We start from the raw sequence: 18,671 nt of genomic DNA on the forward strand, positions 1-18,671 counted from the left end.
AGCCACTCGTTCAGGCTCGGGGGAAGAAGCAGTTCCTGGCCAGGCGAATACGGGCGGAAAGTGGTTCCCATCAGATTCTCCGGTGCTGAAGAATTTTTACGCATTATGCCAGAAGGTGTCTCCTGCCGCGCAGACTCCTAGGTGTTTTTCCTGTTGCAACGGTTGCAACATCACCAACAGAGAGAGCGACCCAATCAGTAATGCTTACGCTACTCAGATCCCGCCACTTCTCCGTCAACCGCCCACTCACCGCGGCAGCCAACACGGACTGGCGGAAGCGTTTGAGGATTTGCGGGATGCGTTCGAGGCGGGCTTTGGTGTTTTCCACCTGGGCCAGCAGGGTGTCGAGTTTGTCGGCGATGACTTTTTGTTCGGCAAGGGGTGGGAGCGCAATCCCATGCTCTTTGATGAGAGCTTGAGAAATATTTGGCTGTGCTCCCCCTTTGCCCTTCGCAATGAAGGCATCTTTTTCGTTTCTTAGTAGGTAATAAAGAAACGTCGTATCGGTAATTCCATCGACTGGTTGGCCAACTGCACATGCCTGATTTGTAGTTGCATCGAAACCCAGAATGGATGTTTTGCCGATCGTTGCACCATACATGGCTATCGCAACGGAGCCTTTTGGAAAGTATTTCGCGCTGGATTTCTGTACGCCGAGCTCGGTGATGTATTCACTTGCGGCCGACAAGACTTTTGGACCGAGATCACCGGTTTTTACCCATGGCACATTCCCACCATAGTACTCGGGGTTTTTCCGCGAAGGCGTGCCGCCTGAGCCCCACTGTGCGACGGCACCTAATGTCGTTTTGTGCCATTCAGATGGCATGGAGCTTTCAGTCATGAAATCTCACCCATCACTTCCCGCAAAAGCATCCGAGCCCCATCAGCCTCCTCCTCCGCCCCCAATTCCCGCATCAACGCATCCAGCTCGCCCAGCGCCTGCACCAACTCTCCCATCGCCTCACCCGCCAACACACTCGGCTCCGGCAGATTGGCGGCATCCACACTGTCACTATCCTTCAGCCAGGAAATATCCAGCGAGTCGCCCTTGTGCTCGGCAATCCACTGGCGGCTGAAGCTGCGCCAGCGGCTGTGGGCCAGGCGCGGGTCGATGCCTTCGTTTTCGTCGCTGTGTTCGGGCAGTTCGATGTCTTCGGAATGGAAGCTGTATTCGCCCTCTTTGCGCTCGCTGTCGCCGTTGGGGCTTTCGCCATAAACAGCTTCAAACGGCTTCAGGTGTGGGTCGCCAAAGGGGGTGCGTTTGCCGAAGCTGGGCATGTTGGTACGCAGGTCGTAGACCCAGACGTTTTCGGTGCAGTTCTCTTCCTGGTGTTTGTCCGACGCGCTGCCTTTGGTAAAAAACAGCACGTTGGTTTTCACGCCCTGGGCGTAGAAGATGCCGGTGGGCAGGCGCAGGACGGTGTGCAGGTTGCACTTGTTCATCAGGTCCCGGCGCACGTCGGTGCCTACGCCGGCTTCGAACAGCACGTTGTCCGGCAGCACCACGGCGGCGCGGCCACCGGGTTTGAGGTTGCGGTAGATGTGCTGCAAAAAGGCCAGCTGTTTGTTGCTGGTTTTGTAGGTCAGGTCGTCACGGGTGATGCTGGCATCGCCGCCTTTGCTGGTGCCGAAGGGCGGGTTGGCGAGGATCACGTCCGCCTTCTCCAGCCCGGCGCCGGTCTGGCCCAGGGCGTTGCCCAGGTGCACCACGCCCTCTGCATCCCCTTCCATACCGTGCAGCAGGCAGTTCATCAGGGCCAGGCGGCGGGTGCCGGGCACCAGTTCGATGCCCACGTAGGCCTTGGTGGTCTGAAAGGCTTTCTGTTCGGTGGTCAGGTCGTACAGGTCGTCGGTCTGGCCTTTGATGTATTCGTGGGCGGCAATCAGAAAGCCTGCGGTGCCTGCGGCCGGATCCTGGATGCGCTCACCCGGTTGCGGTTTCAGGCAGCGCACCATGGTGTTGATCAGGGCGCGGGGGGTGAAGTACTGGCCGGCGCCGGATTTGGTTTCGTTGGCGTTCTTTTCCAGAAGGCCTTCGTACAGGTCGCCCAGGCCGTCTTTCTGGGCGCTGAACCAGTCGATCTGGTCCAGGGTTTTGATCATCTGTTCCAGATGGCGCGGCTCCCGCAGGCGGGTCTGGGCGTCGGCGTAGATGGCGCTGATCAGCGGGTCATCGTGTACCAGTGTGCCGTCGCCATCCTTGCCGGTGGACAGGCTGAGCAGGATGCGCTTGTAGTCGTTCAGCAGGTTGATGCCGGATTTGCCGTTCAGGTCGGTCCAGCGGCAACCTTCCGGCAGTGGGTGTTTTTTCAGGGTGCCGGCTTCGGTGTTCTCGTGCACCATTTTGATGAACAGCAGCAGCACCAGTTCGGTGACGTAGTCCGAGTAGTTGATGCCGTCGTCCCGCAGAACGTCGCAGAGGTTCCAGAGTTTTTGGACGATGTCGTTGTTGGTCATGGGTGTTCTCAAGGTTGCTGAATTCAGTGGTAAGGCTGAAGCTCGTTGCTATCGCTGGTCATCAGGCGTAGCAGGCGCGGATTGAGGAACAGCTTTTCGTTGCCTGCTGTTTTCTCCTGCAGTACGCCAATCTCGACCAGCTGTTTCAGGTAACTGGATGCTGTCTGCCGTTTGGCGATGTCTTTTTCTACCAGGTTGCTGATGCGGCAATAGGGCTGCTCAAAAATGGTCTGGACCAGTTCGTGGCTGTAGATCTTGGGCAGCGCTTGTCTGACATGGTCTTCAGTTTCAGTAATGAGCTTTCTCATGGCGGCGATCTTGGCGCAGGTCCAGGACGATACCTGCTCCACGCCGTTAAGCATAAAGATAATCCACTCCTGCCACTCACCGGTGCGGGTAACCTGGGTCAGTAGGCGGTAGTAATCGTTTTTGTGCTGAACTATGTAGCGGCTCAGGTAGAGTATGGGCAGGGTGAGTAGCCGCTGTTCGATCAGGTAAAGCACATTGACGATACGGCCGGTTCGTCCATTGCCGTCGTGGAACGGATGAATGGCTTCGAACTGGTAATGGCTGATGGCCATTTTGATCAGTGGGTCCGTGTCGTCGTCTGCATGCAGATAGTTTTCCCAGTTGGTGAGCAGGTTGCGAATAACCGCTTCACCAACCGGTGGGGTGTAGATGGTTTCACCGGTTGCCTGATTGCCAATGATGGTCCCGGGCACCTTACGTACATCCATATCCACGCCTTTCAGCGTGCTGCACACCTCTATAGCGGTGCTCGCGCACAGTGGTTTGCGCTGAAGATGGACGAAGCCCTCATAAAGGGCTGTGCGATATCGGAGCGCTTCTTTGGTGGCCGGATCGGCCCCCTGATCTTCCTGCGAAAACTGAAACAGTTTGTCGGTGGTGGTGACGATGTTCTCGATCTCGGAACTGTCTTTGGCTTCCAGCAGTGGCAGAAGGTTTATCAGCAGTGATTGATTCGGAATCAGTTCACCTGCCTGTTTAAGCTCAGCCAGAGCTGCCCGGGCGGGAATGCAGGCTTTGAGGATGCCCAGAGTCTCGGTCACTTCTTTGGCAGGCGGAAGCGGCGGTAACTGGTTGTAAGGCTGATCCGGTCGCCAGGCCATGTTTAAATTCCTTGAAAATTTCGACAAAGGTGTGTGTTTTGCGCAGTCTATGTTTATGCGGTAAACATAGCAATGATCTGTGTCGAAAAAATACTGAAAAATCGACACAGGTTAAACCTATGTCGATTCCATAAACATGGCATTCTCAAGCACTCCGCTCCGGCCACATCGCCTCATTCAATTCCTCCAGCACGGTATCCAGCTGTTGCCCCAGCACCTTATTCATCTGCCTGGCCCCGCCATCGTCGGCAAACCGGTGGTTCACAAACTCCCGGTCGATGATGACTTCGTGCACCAGCTGCTTGGCCAGGCGCTCCAGCCATTTGCGCTGGTTTGGGGTCCAGCTGTGCTGGGTGTAGATGCGATCCATGGCTTCCGCTACCCGCTGTTCGAAGGGGATCAGCGGCTCGCCCAGGGCGGCGCGGCGGATGTAGCCGATGATGCTGGCGGCGATATCTTTGTTGGTCTGGTTGCGCACGGCACTTTGCAGGCGGGCTTCGGAGTAACCGTGGTTGTCCAGCAGCAGTTTTACTTCCCGTAGCTGTTCGCGGGTGAGGTTCCGGGGTTTGTTGACCACCACGGCAAGCGCGGCAGACTGGTTGAGCTGTTGTTTGATGAACTCGTTGAAGCTGTCCAGGTAGTCTTCCGGCTTGTCGTGCTCGCCGTAGCTCTGGATACGTTCGCGGATTTCGTCTTCGTGGTCGGAGATCAACGGCATGTATTCGCTGCCCACCAGGGACTTCACCTCGGCCAGCTGGTTCAGCAGGCCGCTGTGTTGTTTGATGAATTCCGAGGCCTGCCGTGGGCCGAGTTTATGCAGGTGCTGGTGGAGGGATTTGGGTTCCACACCCCAGCTCTGGTGCAGTTCGTCCAGTTTCTGTTTCAGTTCCGGGCGGTTTTCGGCTTTGTTGTCGGCCTTGCGCAGCACTCGCATAAGTTTCTGGCTGAGCTGGCTGAGTACCACATCGGCCTGGCTTTCATCGGGTTGTTCACCGGGGCTGTTGAGGGCCTTTTCCAGTTGCTCGTCGTCGGTGAGCTCGTCCACCAGTTGTTCCAGGGTGATGTTGGGGTCTTTCACCAGGGGCTTCATGGTGTTTACATCCTGCAGGGCGGCGTAGATGTCTACCGGGTCGTAGATGCGGAACACGGTCTTGCCGATCTCATCACAGCGGCGGGTGGCGCGGCCGATCATCTGCTCGTAAAGAATGCGTGAGCGTATCCGGCGCATGAACACCAGGTTGCAGATGCGCGGTACGTCGATGCCCGTGGTGAGCAGGTCTACTGTGATGGCGATGTTGGGATAACGCTCGTTTTTGTGGCGGCGGATAAGCTGGTCCGCCTTGTCGCTCTGGCCGGTGATCTTGGCCACGGCGGCTTCGTTGTAGCGGCCGTTGTAGAGATCCTTGAAGGCATCGTCCAGCAGGCGTTTGACCATGTCCGCGTGCAGGTCGGTGGCACAGAAAATCATGGTTTTCTCGTCGCCGAACGGGTCCAGCTCCTGTACCAGCTGTTCGCAGATCACCCGGTTGAAGTTCTCGTTGATCACCCGGCGGTTGAAGGCATCCACCTCGAAGCTGAGTTCGTCTTCCAGCTCGGTGGTGTCCAGTTCGCCGGTCTGGGTGTTGATGACTTCGACCGGCTTGCCCTTCTCGAAGGTAATGCCGTTCTGGCTGAGCAGGGTTTCGTAGCGAATGGGTGGTTCGTGGTCGATCAGCCAGTCATCCGCCACGGCTTCCCGGTAGGAGTAAGTGTACACGGGTTTGCCGAAGATTTCGCTGGTGTGCTTGGCCGGGGTGGCGGTGAGGCCGATTTTCACCGCATCGAAGTAATCCAGCACGCGGCGGTAGCTGGACAGGTACTGGCTGGTGTCCCGCAGGGCCAGTTCGCCTTCGGTCATTTCCTGGTCCAGGGTGTAACCCCGGTGGGCTTCGTCGATGATGATGCAGTCGAACTGGTCGATGGGCGGCGGGTTGTCGCTCATGAAGATGCGTTTCACCATGGCCTGCACGGTGGCCACCTGAATGCGGGTTTCCGCTTCGGCGGCCATGTCGCCCAGCTCGGCCACGTTGTAGATCTTGCTGAGGGTGTGGTTCTGTTCCAGCGGTGCTTCGTTGAAGGCGTCAATGGCCTGCTGGCCCAGGGCGGTGCGGTCCACCAGGAACAGGATGCGGTGGAAGCGTTCGGCTTTCAGGAACCGGTACATCAGCCCGATGATGGTGCGGGTTTTGCCAGTGCCGGTGGCCATGGCCAGCAGCGCGGTGCGCACGCCACGGACCAGGGCGTGTTCGGTGGCGGCGATGGCGTTTTGTTGATAGTCCCGCAGTTTCAGGTAGCCGAAGGGCTCTTCCTTTAACAGTTTCTCGGCGTTTTCCTTGTCCCGTTCCAGCAAATCCAGCAGGCCACCGGGGGTGTGGAACTGCGGCAGCGCCCGACGCAGGTTGCTGGGCTCGCGCACATCCCGGAACCAGGTGCCTGACTGTTCCGCCAGTTGCGGAATATAGGGTCGACCGTTGCAGGAATACACGAAGGGTACGTGGTAATGGCCGCTTTCATCGGCGGGCCAGGCGATGGTGCGGCCCATCAACTCCCAGGCGCCGACTAAGGGTGCGTCTACCTTGAAGCCTTTGCTGTAACGTTCGGCCTGGCGGATTTTGCCGGCGACGTTGGTGTTCTCTTTCTTGGCCTCTACCACGGCGATGGGCGTAAGGCCTGCAAATAGCACGTAATCGGCCCGGCCCTTCTCGCCATTGTGATTGGTGGGCCATTCGGCAATCGCGCGATAGGTGCCTTTCTCCGGGCGGGCGCCTTTCTGGAAGGTGATGTCCTGGCTGTCGGCTTCCCAGCCCGCGTCCTGCAGTTGTTGGTCGATGAGGATGCGGGTGAGTTCTTCGTTCAGTACCAGGGTGTCGGTAGCGGCTTTGGTCTGTTTGGCTACCTGCTGGCGCTGCTGATTAACGGTTTGTTCGCCCTGCTCCGTGAGCTGTTGTTGCAGCGCTTTGATCTTTTGCTCGTAGGCTTGTTGTTGTTGGCTCAGGGCTTGTTCGTGCTGGCGGGCCTGTTCCGCCAAAGCGCGGGATTCTTCGTCCATGGCGAGCGCCAGGGCTTCGTATTCGGCTTTTTCTTTCTCAATCAGCTGGCTGAGCTGCTGGCTGCTGTCCAGCGCCATGTTGGCGTGTTGCAGATCGTGGCGGAGCTTTTCGATGTCGCTCTGCAGTTGTCGCAACTGTGCGCTGGGGTCGGCTGGCGGTATAAAGGGGCCGGGCTTGAAGCTGGCACCGGCTTTACCAAAGGAACGATGAAACCAGATGGCCAGGGCCCGCGCCACTTTCAGGCCATCCATGGCTTCTTTGTGCTGGGTGCGGAACTGGTGAGTGGCTTTGTTGCCTTCAATCCGCAGGATATGGAACAGTTCTTTGATCTGCGGTTCCAGCCGCAATTCCCGGTTCAGGCGATAAAGCAGTTCGGACTGGCTGGTTTGTTCGTCGAACTCGATACCGGACAGTGCGGCCAGGTGTTGGGCCAGGGCTTCGCCGAGCTGGCGGAGTTTGATCAGGGTGGTGTTGGGGTCACTGGCGAAGGCACGCTCGGCGGATTCGGCCAGTTCCACGAATAAGGAATCGTGTTCTGACAAAAACGAAAAGTTGCCGGACTTGAATTCCGTTGCCTTGTTCAATGTATCCCTCCGCGACAGTCTTACGGCAGAACATTAGCAGACTTATCAAGGATACAGAAACGCTGTGCCTCTATGGGCAGCAGGTCATAACACAGCCGCTATGCTGTAGTCATGGCTTCAGAATCTGTATCTCCCTGGTCCAGCGATTCATAAAAGCGGCCCGCCTCATCGGGTCGACAAAAGCCAGCAGGCCCGCGTTGATTGGAATGGGATAGAGGTTATCGCCAACCTGGTCACGAAGTCGCTGGGCCGTATAAGGGCCGGTGACGTCCGGCAACACACTGAATAACGGGGTGCTGCCGGCGAGGATCTGCTGGCCCTCGAAACTGAGCAGAAAATTCATGAATGTCCTGGCCGCCGCCGCGTGGGGTGCGTCCCTGTGGATGAATGCCATGCGCATCATGACCAGCGCATAGTCCTGGGGAATTTGCACGATAAGGTCTGGATGGTTTCGGGCCCAGTGCATGGCGTACGATCCCAAGAGGTTGTACCCCACCCAATAAGTGCCGTCTGTGAGACCATCAAGCATAGCCTGAGTACTGTTTTCGAGGCTAACACCGGCTGCACCCATAGCGGCGACCAGATCCCAGAAGCGGGGCGAATAGCGCGCATCCTGCTGAAACAGCGTATAGCCGATGCCGCTCCCCGAAGGGGAATAGGTGGTCACACGCCCACGCAGTAACTCCCTGTGGCTCCTCAGGATGGTATTCAAGGTGGCGTGGGTGGTGGGTGGCATCATGTGTTTTGCCAGGTTGAGCCGGTATACCGTCACGATGGGCTCGAAGGTAAAACCGAAAACTTCGTTGCGCCATTTGGCCCATTCCGGCCAATTCCGGGCAACGCCACTGTTCAGGGGCTGCGCCAATCCCTCGTTGACCCGAGCCATCTGCCAGGGCATGGCAGAGCTGATCACAACATCCGGAGCAGGACTTGCCTGGCGAACCCTTCGATCAACCTCGAGCGTGGATTTGTCGTGGTAGACCAGCTCTATTTCCGGATGCGCCTGTTCGAAAGCCTCAAGCAAGGGAGCCACGACCTGGCGGTCCAGAGCCGCCTCGACCTGTAACGGAATCGCCTGTTGAGCCATCAATCTGGCCGGCATCAGACATGCCAGCAGTAGCGTTGCTGCGACCCATAGCTTCATGTCAGTCAGATTCCCTCAAGACCGGAAATCGCACGGTCACCTCCAGGCCGGTTCCGGGAGGGCTGCGAACGTCGAGTATGGCGTGATGGCGACGGGCGATAGAATCGACGATCGACAGTCCCAGGCCCGAACCTTCTGTATCCTGTCGTCCTCCGCGTTCAAAAGGCTGATGCAGGCGGTCAAGTAGATCACCACTTACGCCAGGACCGTTGTCCTTTATTGTCATTGTTGCTGTGTCCTGTGTTACCTCCAGCGCCAGCGTGATTTCGCTCCCCGGCGGAGTGTAACGCAGGGCGTTGTCGATCAGGTTGCCAATCATCTCCCGTAATGACCAGGCCTCACCCCGAATGGAAACAGGTTTATCAGGCATTGGAGCAAGGCCCAGATCGTGATGCCGCGCGTCACTGCGCTCAGCCCACTCCATCACGGTCTCACGCATCAGGTTTGACAGATCAATTCGGGCTGGAATACTTCCTTCATCGTGGCGAAGGCGGGCGAGGCTGAGTAGCTGTGTTGCCAGGCGGCTGGTTCTTGAAGTGCTGTCATGCACCGTTTGCAGAGCCCGGCGCCAGTCTTCCGGGCGGTCGCTTCTCAGCGCCAGTTCGCTGGTACTCTGTAAACCGGCAAGCGGTGTCTTGAGCTGATGGCTGGCGTCGGCGGTAAAGCGCAGCATAGCGTCGCGTCCTTCGCGCTGGCGTTCAAAAAGCGAGTTCAGGGTTTCCGCCATATCGTAGAGCTCGCCCGGCACCCTTGCATCCAATGGGCTGACATCGTCTGCCTCCCGCTGGCGAAGCAGTTGCCGCAATCGGCGCACCGGGCCCAGGGCCGTGCGAATGGCGAAGAACATCAGCAGACCCGTGAGGGCAACCATGGTGAGGAACCGGGTCACCGCCCGAATGAACAGATCACTCGCCAGGGCATCCCGACCCGAAAGGGTATGCCCAACCCAGATTTGCACCGGCTCTACGGATTCCCAGCCTGCCGATTTCAGTTCACGCCCGTACAGCCGGATGGGCGTGCCGAGGTACTGAACGAATATCCAGACAGGTTCATCCATGGCTTGCTTTCGAAAGGTGTCCGTCACAAAGCCATTGAGATTGCCCGTCACTTCACGGCCTCCGGCATCGAGGATACTGTAGAACACTCGCTCCTGCTGGTCGGTCGCCAGAATCTGGAAGGCGGCGGGCGGAATTTCGACGATCGGGCGCCCGTCCGGCCACTGGATGGCTTCGGTGATGGTCAGGCTCGCCGCCTCCAGCTGACTGTCAAACGCACGGTTGGCGGCTCGCTGGGCACTACTGTAGGCCTCGACAAGCAGAAATGTGCCAAGCACGCCCACGGCCGCCAATAGCCAGACGCCCAGACGCTTTTTCAGCGTTCCGTCGACGACGATCACGCGACATCATCCTCCAGCCGATAACCCAGGCCGCGCAACGTCCGGATGCGGACGCCGGTGCCCTGCAAGCGCTTGCGCAGCCGGCTTATATACAGATCCAGTGCGTTAGGTCCGACCTCGCCGAACCCGAACAGTCGGTCAATCAGTTGCTCCCGGGGGACAATGCGTCCGGCGTGGAGCAAAAGACTCTCCATCAACCCCAGCTCCCGGGGGGGAAGGTCGAGGTGTTCATCATTCAGGGTCACTTCGCCGGAGGCCGGATCGAAGCACAGCGGTCCAAACCGAAGCTGGTTGTCGGTACGACGCTGGCTTCGTCGGAGCAGAGCTCGCACCCGAGCCTGGAGCTCGGCAATCGAAAACGGCTTGGTGAGGTAGTCGTCGGCGCCGAGATCCAGGCCCTGAACGCGCTCAGCCACACCATCCCGGGCGGTCAGGATCATAACGGGCGTGACGTCCCCCTTTTTCCTGAGTTCCGAGAGCAGTGCCAGGCCGCTGCCATCGGGTAAACCGAGGTCCAGCACCAGCAGATCGAACTGGCCGACGGCGATAGCTGACCTTGCCTCCCGCAGACTGGAGAAGGTCTCCACGGTGTTCCCCAGCGGAGTCAGTCCCTCGATCAGAGAGTCGGCGATCAATGGGTCGTCTTCGACAATAAGCAGGCGCATGAATCCGGTATCTCAAGAGGGAGTGACAATAGGGAGTGACCATCATAGACCACTGACAGGTTGTTGACAGGTTGGCTCCATAGAATGGTTCACGTCGTCACTTCGACGATGAACCGCACACACGTTTCCTGACGCCTCTGCGGACAACAAATACAAATACAACAGGAGTCCCCTATGAGATTCAACTCTGTATTTCTCCGTTCGTCTCTTTCTATCCTGCTGGGCGCAGCGCTCATGGTGGGCAACGCGCAGGCTCAATCCGAAACAACCGAGTGTATTGCACCCGCCAAACCGGGCGGCGGCTATGATCTGACCTGTCGTCTGGCGGCAAATGGCCTCCAGAAAACCGGACTGATCGAAAAGCCGATGATGGTCAGTTACATGCCGGGTGGGATTGGTGCAGTCGCTTATAACCACGTTAACGGTGTGAGAGCCGACGACCCCAACCTCATTGTCGCAGCCAGCACCGGCGCCGCCGTTAACCTCGCCCTCGGCAAGTTCGGTGAGTACGACGCCAACGAAGTACGGTGGCTTGGCGCCCTGGGTGCCGACTACGGCGCTATCGTGGTCAAGACGGACGCCCCCTGGGCCAACCTCGGCGAGCTGATGAAAGATCTGAAAACCCAGCCGGGAAAAATCGTGTTCGGCGCCGGCGGTACGGTTGGTAGCCAGGACTGGATGAAGGCGGCCCTGACGGCCAAGGCTGCGGGCCTTTCGCCCCGTGATCTCCGGTATGTGGCGTTCGAGGGCGGTGGTGAGTCACTGGCCGCTCTGCTGGGTGAGCACATCGACGTGTTCACCGGCGACCTTTCCGAGCTGCGCTCGCACCTTGAGAGCGGCACCGTTCGCGTTCTTGCGGCACTCTCCGAGGAACGCCTGGACGGCCCTTACTCGGATATCCCGACAGCGGCAGAGCAGGGCTATGACGTGCAGTGGCCGATCTGGCGTGGCTACTACATGGGCCCCGAAGTCAGCGACGAGGCCTACCAACAGTGGGTGAAGAAACTTGAAGCTCTGGCCGGGAAAGAAACCTTTGCCGAGCTGCGCGAGGCCCGCGGGCTGTTCCCCATGTCACGTTTTGGCGACGACTTTGACGCTTACGTCAAGGGCCAGGTCACCCAGTTCAAGGGGCTTGCCAAAGAAGTAGGACTGATAAAATGAGAATCGCCGCCGACCGTATTCTTGGGCTTGCCCTGATCGGTTTGGCGGCATTCGCCGCCTTCCAGGCCTATCAGCTTGAGCCCACCTTCAACTATGAGCCCGTGGGACCAAGAGCCTTTCCGATCCTGCTGTCCGTCATTCTCACGGTGTTGTCGCTGGCACTGGTGTTCCGACCCGGAGAAAACGGGGAATGGCCGGAAAAGCGTGTCGTTATCAAGTTGGGCTGTGTGCTGCTCGTCCTTCTGGTCTATGCGCTCCTGTTCACCCGACTGGGCTTTCTGATCACGACCTTCTTTGCCGTGTTCTCACTGTCACGCCTGTTTGATGCCGCCTGGTCTAAAGCCTTGCTAGCCGGTGTTCTGATGGCCCTGGGAAGCTATTACCTGTTCACCCTGGGGCTCGGTATTTCCTTGCCGGGCGGGCAATGGTTGTCCGACTTAAATTGAGGAGCCTGACATGTTCGACTTTCTGATTCAGGGCTTTGAAGTGGCCCTGACCCCCATGAATCTGGGGCTGGCTTTCATGGGTGCCTTGCTCGGGACGCTGTTCGGCGCCTTGCCAGGGATTGGCCCGATCAACGGCATTGCCATTCTGATGCCGCTTGCCTACACGCTGGGCCTGCCGGCGGAATCCGCGCTTATCCTGCTGGCCGGCGTTTATACCGGGTCCGAGTACGGTGGGCGCATGTCGAGCATCCTGCTCAATGTGCCCGGCGATGCTGGTGCCGTGATGACAACCCTTGATGGCCATCCGTTGGCCAAAAAAGGACTTGCGGGGCCGGCATTGGGGCTGTCTGCCGTCAGCTCTTTTGCGGGTGCGACGATTGCGATTATTGGCCTGACCCTGTTTGCGCCGATGCTGGCGCAGGTAGCAGTGATGTTTGGCCCGGCGGAATTCTTCGCCCTGATGGTGTTTGCCTTTGCCTCAATGGCCGTGATGATGGGGAAAGACCCGGTAAAAACCGGCATCGGCGCGGTACTGGGCGTGTTGATCGCCATGGTAGGTGTCGATTCTGGAACCGGCGTTTTACGCTACACCTTCGAGATGGCAGAGCTCTACGACGGCGTTGATTTTGTGGTGATGATCATTGGCCTGTTCGCGATCAGTGAGATCCTGCTGATGCTTGAACACGCCAATCACCGGAACGCCAGCCACAAGATGCCGCCGATTGGCCGGGCGATGGTCAGCCTGAAGGAAGTACTCCACTGCAAGTGGGCCATGCTGCGCAGCGGTGTCATTGGTTTTATCGTGGGTGTACTCCCCGGCACCGGCGCGTCTGTTGCGAGTGCAGTTGCCTACACCACGGAGAAGCGCCTGTCCGACAAGGACAACACCTTCGGTACCGGCAACATGCGCGGTCTGGCAGCGCCGGAGTCGGGCAACAATGCCGCCGCGGCGGGTTCATTCGTACCGATGCTGACGCTGGGCATTCCTGGCTCCGGCACCACTGCAGTCCTGCTGGGTGCGCTGATGCTCTATAACATCACGCCCGGCCCGATGATGTTCTCCGAGCGCCCGGAAGTGGCAGGCGGCCTGATTGCGTCGTTGTACATCGGCAATATCATGTTGCTGCTTCTCAACCTGCCCTTGGCGGGAGTGTTCGCCCGGGTGCTGACGATTCCCCGCTGGACCCTGGTTCCCGGTATCGCAATCCTCGCCTTTGTGGGCGTGTATCAGTTGCACTCCAATCTGATGGCGATCTACATGATGCTGGTGATCGGCATCTTCGGTTACGGCCTGCGCAAGCTGGGATTCTCGCTGGCACCCGTGATTCTGGGTTACGTGTTGGGTGGCCTGATGGAGGACAACCTGCGACGGGCCTTGTCGATCAGTGGCGGCGATCTGGGCATTCTCTTGCAGTCGGGTATCTCGGTTGGTTTGTGGGTGGCCGCGGTCCTTCTCCTGGTATTGCCATGGCTGGTACCGAAGCTGTTGGCTCGCCGGGCGTCGGTTAACGCCTGAACCATGGCACGACTGACGTGATCGATGCGTTGACGCTACGTTTCAAAGCGGGCTGGAGACTGGTGCCAACGACTTTTGTTGGCGCCAGCGGCGGCGGTCTTGCTTATGCCGCTGACATGCCCCTGCCATGGTTATTGGGCGCCATGCTCGTGACTGCGGTGCTTAGCCTGATGAACGTTCGGCTGTCACCACCGAGGGCATCGCGCAAAGTGGTATTGGCTGTAATCGGCGTGATGCTGGGGTCGGCCTTTACGCCGAATGTGGCCGGCAACCTGTGCGATTGGGGAGCCAGCCTGGTCATTATGCTCGTGGGAACTCTGTTTATGACTGGGGTTTCGGTGTGGCTGAGTTATCGCGTCGCGGGTAACTCATTAGCGACCGCCATTTATTCCGGAATGCCCGGCGGAATCTCCACGGTTACGCTTATGGCAGCAGATTCCGACGCAGATTTGCGAATAGTGGGCCTGACCCATGCAGTTCGAATCCTGGTTTTACTGCTCGTTATTCCACTGATATTGAACACCATCGGCCACGTCAATCTGGAGCACGGCACGACTACTTTGGCTCAATGGTTGTTCATGCCATCAATCGGCGAATCTGTGATTTTGATCGTTGCAGGTGTTGGGGGCGCGTGGCTGGGGCTTTGCTTGCGCCTGCCCAATCCGCTTCTGTTCGGCCCCGTACTCGTATCCGCCGCGCTTCACATGACCGGAGTTTCTGAAGCCGCGATCCCGCCGATGCTGGCCGCCATGGCCCAAGTTATTATTGGTGTATCGATTGGTGTTCGATTTTTGGGAACGACTTTGGCGGCAATGAGGCTCAACCTGGTAGTTTCTGTGTTTCAGGCATTCATATTGATCCTGATTGCTGCAGTGGCGGCCTGGCTGGGCCACGTGGTCACCGGTTATTCGCCAGCTGCAACATTGCTTGCCTATGTGCCGGGCGGGGCGCCCGAACTCAGTCTGGTGGCGCTTTCACTGGGCATTGAACCGGCCTTTGTGACGTCCCATCACCTGATGCGGATCAGTGTGCTGATATTGGCCATGCCGTTGCTCTTTACGTGCATAAGAAAAAGAAATTGAGGTAGTGCGATTGCCCATGGGCGGCTGAGAATCCAATACCTTTATGTCGGGCAATAGCTGGCTGTTGCGGACATGAGAGTAATGCGCGCCACATGAGGTAAGGAATTCAGGAGAAAGAAAAAGCGGGAAAGTGGTCGGCGTGGCAGGATTCGAACCTGCGACCCCTTCGTCCCGAACGAAGTGCGCTACCAAGCTGCGCCACACGCCGATCAACGGCCGGTATTATACGGATTCGCTTTGGTTTTACCAGCCCTCGGCGGATAAAAGGGCATCCGTAAATTTGCTGAGATTGTCGTAGATAGCAACCTCGGCGCCGGGGATGGGCCTGGCGTCCAGATGGCGCTCGGTTTCCTCGCCATTGCCGGTTCTGACCAGTACCGGGCGGCACGCCTCCGCGTGAGCGGCTTCCAGATCCTTACGGCTGTCGCCGACCATGATGGCACCCTGGAGTGAAGTCAGATGGTAGTGCTGGCGGATCTGTTCCAGTAGCCCGGTCAGCGGCTTTCGGCAGGCGCAGTGATCGTCCGGATGGTGCGGACAGTGGGCGATGAAGTCGATGCAGCCGCCCTGGGCTTCCACCAGGCGCTCCAGCTTTTCGTGCATGGCATCCAGGGCCTCGGTGTCGTAATAACCCCGGGCGATGCCGGACTGGTTGGTGGCGATGGCAATGCGGTGGCCGGCGTTACAGAGCCGGGCCACCGCTTCAACGCTGCCGGGAATGGGGTGCCATTCATCCGCTGAGCAGATGTAATTGCCATCGTACTCGTTGATGACCCCGTCCCGGTCGAGGATGATCAGCATTGCTAGCCGGCGTTGGGCAACAATGAGATATCCGCGACGCGCAGGAACAGATTGCGCAGCCGGTTCAGCAGCGCCAGGCGGTTGTTCCGGATGGCGTCGTCGTCGGCCATCACCATCACTTCATCGAAGAAGTTATCCACCGGCTCCCGCAGGCTGGCGAGAGAACTCAGGGCGCTGGCGTAGTCGCCGTTCTCGAACAGTGGCAGCACCTTTTCTGCCTGCTGGTTCACCTGCTCTGCCAGGGCCTTTTCCGCGCTGTCCTGCAACAGGCTGGCGTCGACCGTCTCGCCGATGCTGTCACCGCCCTGCTTGGTCAGGATGTTGGAAACCCGCTTGTTGGCGCCGGCCAGGGCCTGGGCTTCCGGCAGCTGGCGGAAGGCTTCCACGGCTTTAACCCGGCGGTCAAAGTCCAGCGGGCGGGTCGGGCGGCGGGCGTGTACGGCCAGGTACACTTCGGCGCCAATGCCCTGCTCGTCGTAATGGGCGCGGAAGCGATCAAGCATGTAGTCCACTACGGTGCTGGCGGTGTTGTTCTCGGTCAGCACGGTGAAGTTCTGCTCGGCCCATTCGCATACGGTCTGCAGGTCCAGCGGCAGCTGGCGCTCGATGATGATGCGCAGCACACCCAGGGAAGCCCGGCGCAGGGCGAACGGGTCACGGGTGCCGGACGGCGGCTGGTTGATGCCGAACAGGCCCACCAGCGAGTCGATACGGTCAGCGATGGCCACGGCACAACCGGTCAGGGTAGTGGGCAGGTCGTCGCCGGCAAAGCGCGGCATGTACTGCTCGTTCAGGGCTTTGGCGACGTCTTCGTGCTCACCATCGTTGGCAGCGTAGTACTGGCCCATGATGCCCTGAAGGTCGGTGAACTCCAGCACCATTTCGGTCACCAGGTCGGTCTTGGCTAGCATGGCAGCGCGCTCGGCCAGGGCCGGGTCGCTGTTGATGGCCTCGGCGATCTTCTTCGCCAGGGCCGCTACCCGTACCGATTTGTCGTGAATGCTGCCGAGCTTGTCCTGGAACACGATGGGCTTGAGGGCCTCGATGCGGTCTTCCAGCCTGGTCTTGCGGTCGGTCTCGTAGAAGAAGGCGGCATCCGACAGGCGGGGGCGGATCACTTTCTCGTTACCGGAAATCACCTGTGAAGGATCTTTACTTTCCAGGTTGGCCACGGTGATGAATAGCGGCAGCATGTTGCCGCTGGCATCCACCACGTGGAAGTACTTCTGGTGCTCCTTCATGGAAGAGATCAGCGCTTCGGCCGGGACTTCCAGGAAGCGGTCTTCAAAGCGGCCCATCAGCGGTACCGGCCACTCGTTCAGCGCGGTGACTTCGTCCAGCAGGTCTTCATCGATCACGGCCTTGCCGTTGGCTTCTTTCTCGGCCAGGGCGTTGACACCGGCACGGATCTGCTCGCGGCGCTCGGCGAAGTCGGCCAGTACGTAGCCTTCCTGCTTCAGCACCACTTCGTAGTCGGCCGGCGTCGGTACAATCAGCTCTTTCGGGCAGTGGAACCGGTGGCCGCGGGTTTTGTTGCCGGGCTTCAGGTTCATCACCGGGGTTTCAATCACGGTGTTGCCGTAAAGCTGTACCAACCAGTGTACCGGGCGTACGAACTCGGTTTTGCCGGCACCCCAGCGCATGCGCTTGGGAATGGGCAGTGCGGCCAGGGATTTCTCCACCAGCTCGGGCATCAGTTCGACGGTGGGCTTGCCCTTTTCGACGGTCCGGTACACCAGCCAGGCGCCCTTGTCGGTTTCCAGGGTGTCGAGCTGGTCCGGGGTAATGCCCAGGGAGGTGGCAAAACCAGTCAGGGCCCGGGTGGGGTTGCCGGAGTCGTCGAAGGCGGCTTTCACGGCCGGGCCGCGCTTTTCGACCGCCTTGTCAGGCTGGGCATCGGCCAGGTTACGGATGCGCACGGCCAGGCGGCGGGGGGCCGCGAAGCTTTCCACGGCACCGAATTCTACGCCGGCTTCTTCCAGGCCTTTGACAATGCCCTGGGTGAAGGCGTCAGACAGTGGCTTGAGGGCTTTCGGAGGCAGTTCCTCGGTACCCAGTTCGACCAGAAAATCCTGTGTTGCCATGATTATGCGTTCCCCTGTTCCTGCGGTGCCTTGTTGGCTTTCTTGCCCTTCTTGCTGGCCTTGGCGTCGGCGGCTTCAGCGGCAGCCAGTACTTCCTTGCGGAGATGCTCTGGAGCCAGCGGGAAGCCCAGCTTGCGGCGGCTGTCGAAGTAGGCCTGGGCGACTGAACGTGCCAGGGTGCGTACACGCAGGATGAAGCGCTGGCGCTCGGTCACGGAAATGGCGTGGCGGGCGTCCAGCAGGTTGAAAGTGTGGGAGGCCTTGAGTACCTGCTCATAGGCGGGCAGCGGCAGGCCGGCTTCGATCAGGCGGGCGCTTTCCCGCTCGTACACATCGAAGCTGTGGAACAGGAACTCGGTGTCGGCGTGTTCGAAGTTGTAGGTGGACATCTCCACCTCTTGCTGGTGGAACACGTCGCCGTAGGTAACCACGCCATCCGGGCCGTTGGTCCAGACCAGGTCGTACACGCTGTCCACGCCCTGCAGGTACATGGCGATGCGCTCAAGGCCGTAGGTCAGCTCGCCGGTGACCGGATAGCATTCCAGGCCGCCCACTTGCTGGAAGTAGGTGAACTGGGTGACTTCCATACCGTTCAGCCAGATTTCCCAGCCCAGGCCCCAGGCGCCCAGGGTCGGGGATTCCCAGTTGTCTTCGACAAAGCGGATGTCGTGCACCAGCGGGTCCAGACCCAGGGCACGCAGGGAATCCAGGTACAGCTCCTGGATGTTGTCCGGTGACGGCTTAAGCACTACCTGGAACTGGTAGTAATGCTGCAGGCGGTTGGGGTTTTCGCCGTAGCGGCCGTCGGTGGGGCGGCGGCTGGGCTGAACGTAGGCGGAGTTCCAGGTTTCCGGGCCGATGGATCGCAGGAACGTGGCCGGGTGGAAAGTACCGGCGCCCACTTCCATGTCGAGGGGCTGGAGAACCACGCAGCCGTGCTGCGCCCAGAAATTCTGCAATGCCAGGATCAGACCCTGGAAGGTCTTGATATCCGGCGCGGAGTTGTTGGTTGCCTTGTCTGTCACGACGTTTGCCTGCTGGTCAGTCTGTGTGTGGCGCCCCGCGTTACGGAGCACTCCGAATTTTGAAAACGCGCATTATACGCTGGCTGGCGCT

The 18,671-nt window shown here is 59.2% G+C and carries 14 protein-coding genes and 1 tRNA gene; 4 read left to right on the plus strand and 11 right to left on the minus strand.

Features of this window, described 5'->3' with window-relative positions:
* Positions 1-103: 103 nt before the first annotated feature.
* The 7 genes from AC13DJ_RS03800 to AC13DJ_RS03830 form a co-directional block, all read right to left on the minus strand.
* Positions 104-841, minus strand: a complete 738-nt coding sequence (locus AC13DJ_RS03800; protein WP_482933200.1) for a restriction endonuclease subunit S — start codon at positions 839-841, stop codon at positions 104-106.
* On the minus strand, positions 838-2,457 hold the full coding sequence (locus AC13DJ_RS03805) for a class I SAM-dependent DNA methyltransferase (protein WP_482933201.1): 1,620 nt from the start codon (positions 2,455-2,457) through the stop codon (positions 838-840). The genes AC13DJ_RS03800 and AC13DJ_RS03805 overlap by 4 nt, the downstream gene beginning before the upstream one ends.
* A 23-nt stretch (positions 2,458-2,480) precedes the next feature.
* Entirely contained in the window at positions 2,481-3,587 is a 1,107-nt protein-coding gene (fic, locus tag AC13DJ_RS03810; RefSeq protein WP_016915979.1) for a protein adenylyltransferase Fic, read from the minus strand.
* Positions 3,588-3,732: 145 nt separating this feature from the next.
* Positions 3,733-7,260, minus strand: coding sequence for a type I restriction-modification system endonuclease (hsdR, locus tag AC13DJ_RS03815; protein WP_482933202.1), 3,528 nt, complete (start codon positions 7,258-7,260; stop codon positions 3,733-3,735).
* Between the two features lie 109 nt (positions 7,261-7,369).
* Positions 7,370-8,404 carry an ABC transporter substrate-binding protein gene (locus tag AC13DJ_RS03820; protein WP_482933203.1) on the minus strand — a complete coding sequence of 345 codons (1,035 nt, stop codon included), beginning with the start codon at positions 8,402-8,404 and terminating at the stop codon, positions 7,370-7,372.
* Position 8,405: 1 nt separating this feature from the next.
* Entirely contained in the window at positions 8,406-9,800 is a 1,395-nt protein-coding gene (locus AC13DJ_RS03825) for a sensor histidine kinase (protein ID WP_482933204.1), read from the minus strand.
* Positions 9,797-10,465, minus strand: a complete 669-nt coding sequence (locus tag AC13DJ_RS03830) for a response regulator (RefSeq protein WP_482933205.1) — start codon at positions 10,463-10,465, stop codon at positions 9,797-9,799. The genes AC13DJ_RS03825 and AC13DJ_RS03830 overlap by 4 nt, the downstream gene beginning before the upstream one ends.
* Before the next feature lie 174 nt (positions 10,466-10,639).
* Between AC13DJ_RS03830 and AC13DJ_RS03835 the strand changes: the two genes are divergently transcribed.
* From AC13DJ_RS03835 to AC13DJ_RS03850, 4 genes are read left to right on the plus strand one after another with little or no spacing between them, the layout of a single operon-like run.
* Positions 10,640-11,626 carry a Bug family tripartite tricarboxylate transporter substrate binding protein gene (locus AC13DJ_RS03835; protein ID WP_482933206.1) on the plus strand — a complete coding sequence of 329 codons (987 nt, stop codon included), beginning with the start codon at positions 10,640-10,642 and terminating at the stop codon, positions 11,624-11,626.
* Entirely contained in the window at positions 11,623-12,072 is a 450-nt protein-coding gene (locus AC13DJ_RS03840; protein ID WP_482933207.1) for a tripartite tricarboxylate transporter TctB family protein, read from the plus strand. The genes AC13DJ_RS03835 and AC13DJ_RS03840 overlap by 4 nt, the downstream gene beginning before the upstream one ends.
* A 10-nt stretch (positions 12,073-12,082) precedes the next feature.
* A complete protein-coding gene (locus AC13DJ_RS03845) occupies positions 12,083-13,588 on the plus strand; it encodes a tripartite tricarboxylate transporter permease (protein ID WP_482933208.1) in 1,506 nt (501 codons plus the stop codon).
* A 17-nt stretch (positions 13,589-13,605) separates the two neighbouring features.
* A complete protein-coding gene (locus AC13DJ_RS03850) occupies positions 13,606-14,670 on the plus strand; it encodes an AbrB family transcriptional regulator (RefSeq protein ID WP_482933209.1) in 1,065 nt (354 codons plus the stop codon).
* Positions 14,671-14,801: 131 nt separating this feature from the next.
* Here the strand turns inward: AC13DJ_RS03850 and AC13DJ_RS03855 are convergent.
* From AC13DJ_RS03855 to glyQ, 4 genes are all read right to left on the minus strand, one after another.
* Positions 14,802-14,878: transfer RNA gene (locus tag AC13DJ_RS03855), tRNA-Pro, on the minus strand.
* Positions 14,879-14,913: 35 nt separating this feature from the next.
* A complete protein-coding gene (gmhB, locus tag AC13DJ_RS03860) occupies positions 14,914-15,471 on the minus strand; it encodes a D-glycero-beta-D-manno-heptose 1,7-bisphosphate 7-phosphatase (protein WP_482933210.1) in 558 nt (185 codons plus the stop codon).
* Positions 15,472-15,473: 2 nt separating this feature from the next.
* Positions 15,474-17,555, minus strand: coding sequence for a glycine--tRNA ligase subunit beta (gene glyS, locus AC13DJ_RS03865; RefSeq protein ID WP_482933211.1), 2,082 nt, complete (start codon positions 17,553-17,555; stop codon positions 15,474-15,476).
* 2 nt (positions 17,556-17,557) lie between these two features.
* A complete protein-coding gene (gene glyQ, locus AC13DJ_RS03870) occupies positions 17,558-18,580 on the minus strand; it encodes a glycine--tRNA ligase subunit alpha (RefSeq protein WP_474540944.1) in 1,023 nt (340 codons plus the stop codon).
* Positions 18,581-18,671 lie beyond the last annotated feature (91 nt).

The sequence above is a fragment of the Marinobacter sp. L-46 genome (assembly GCF_056859535.1).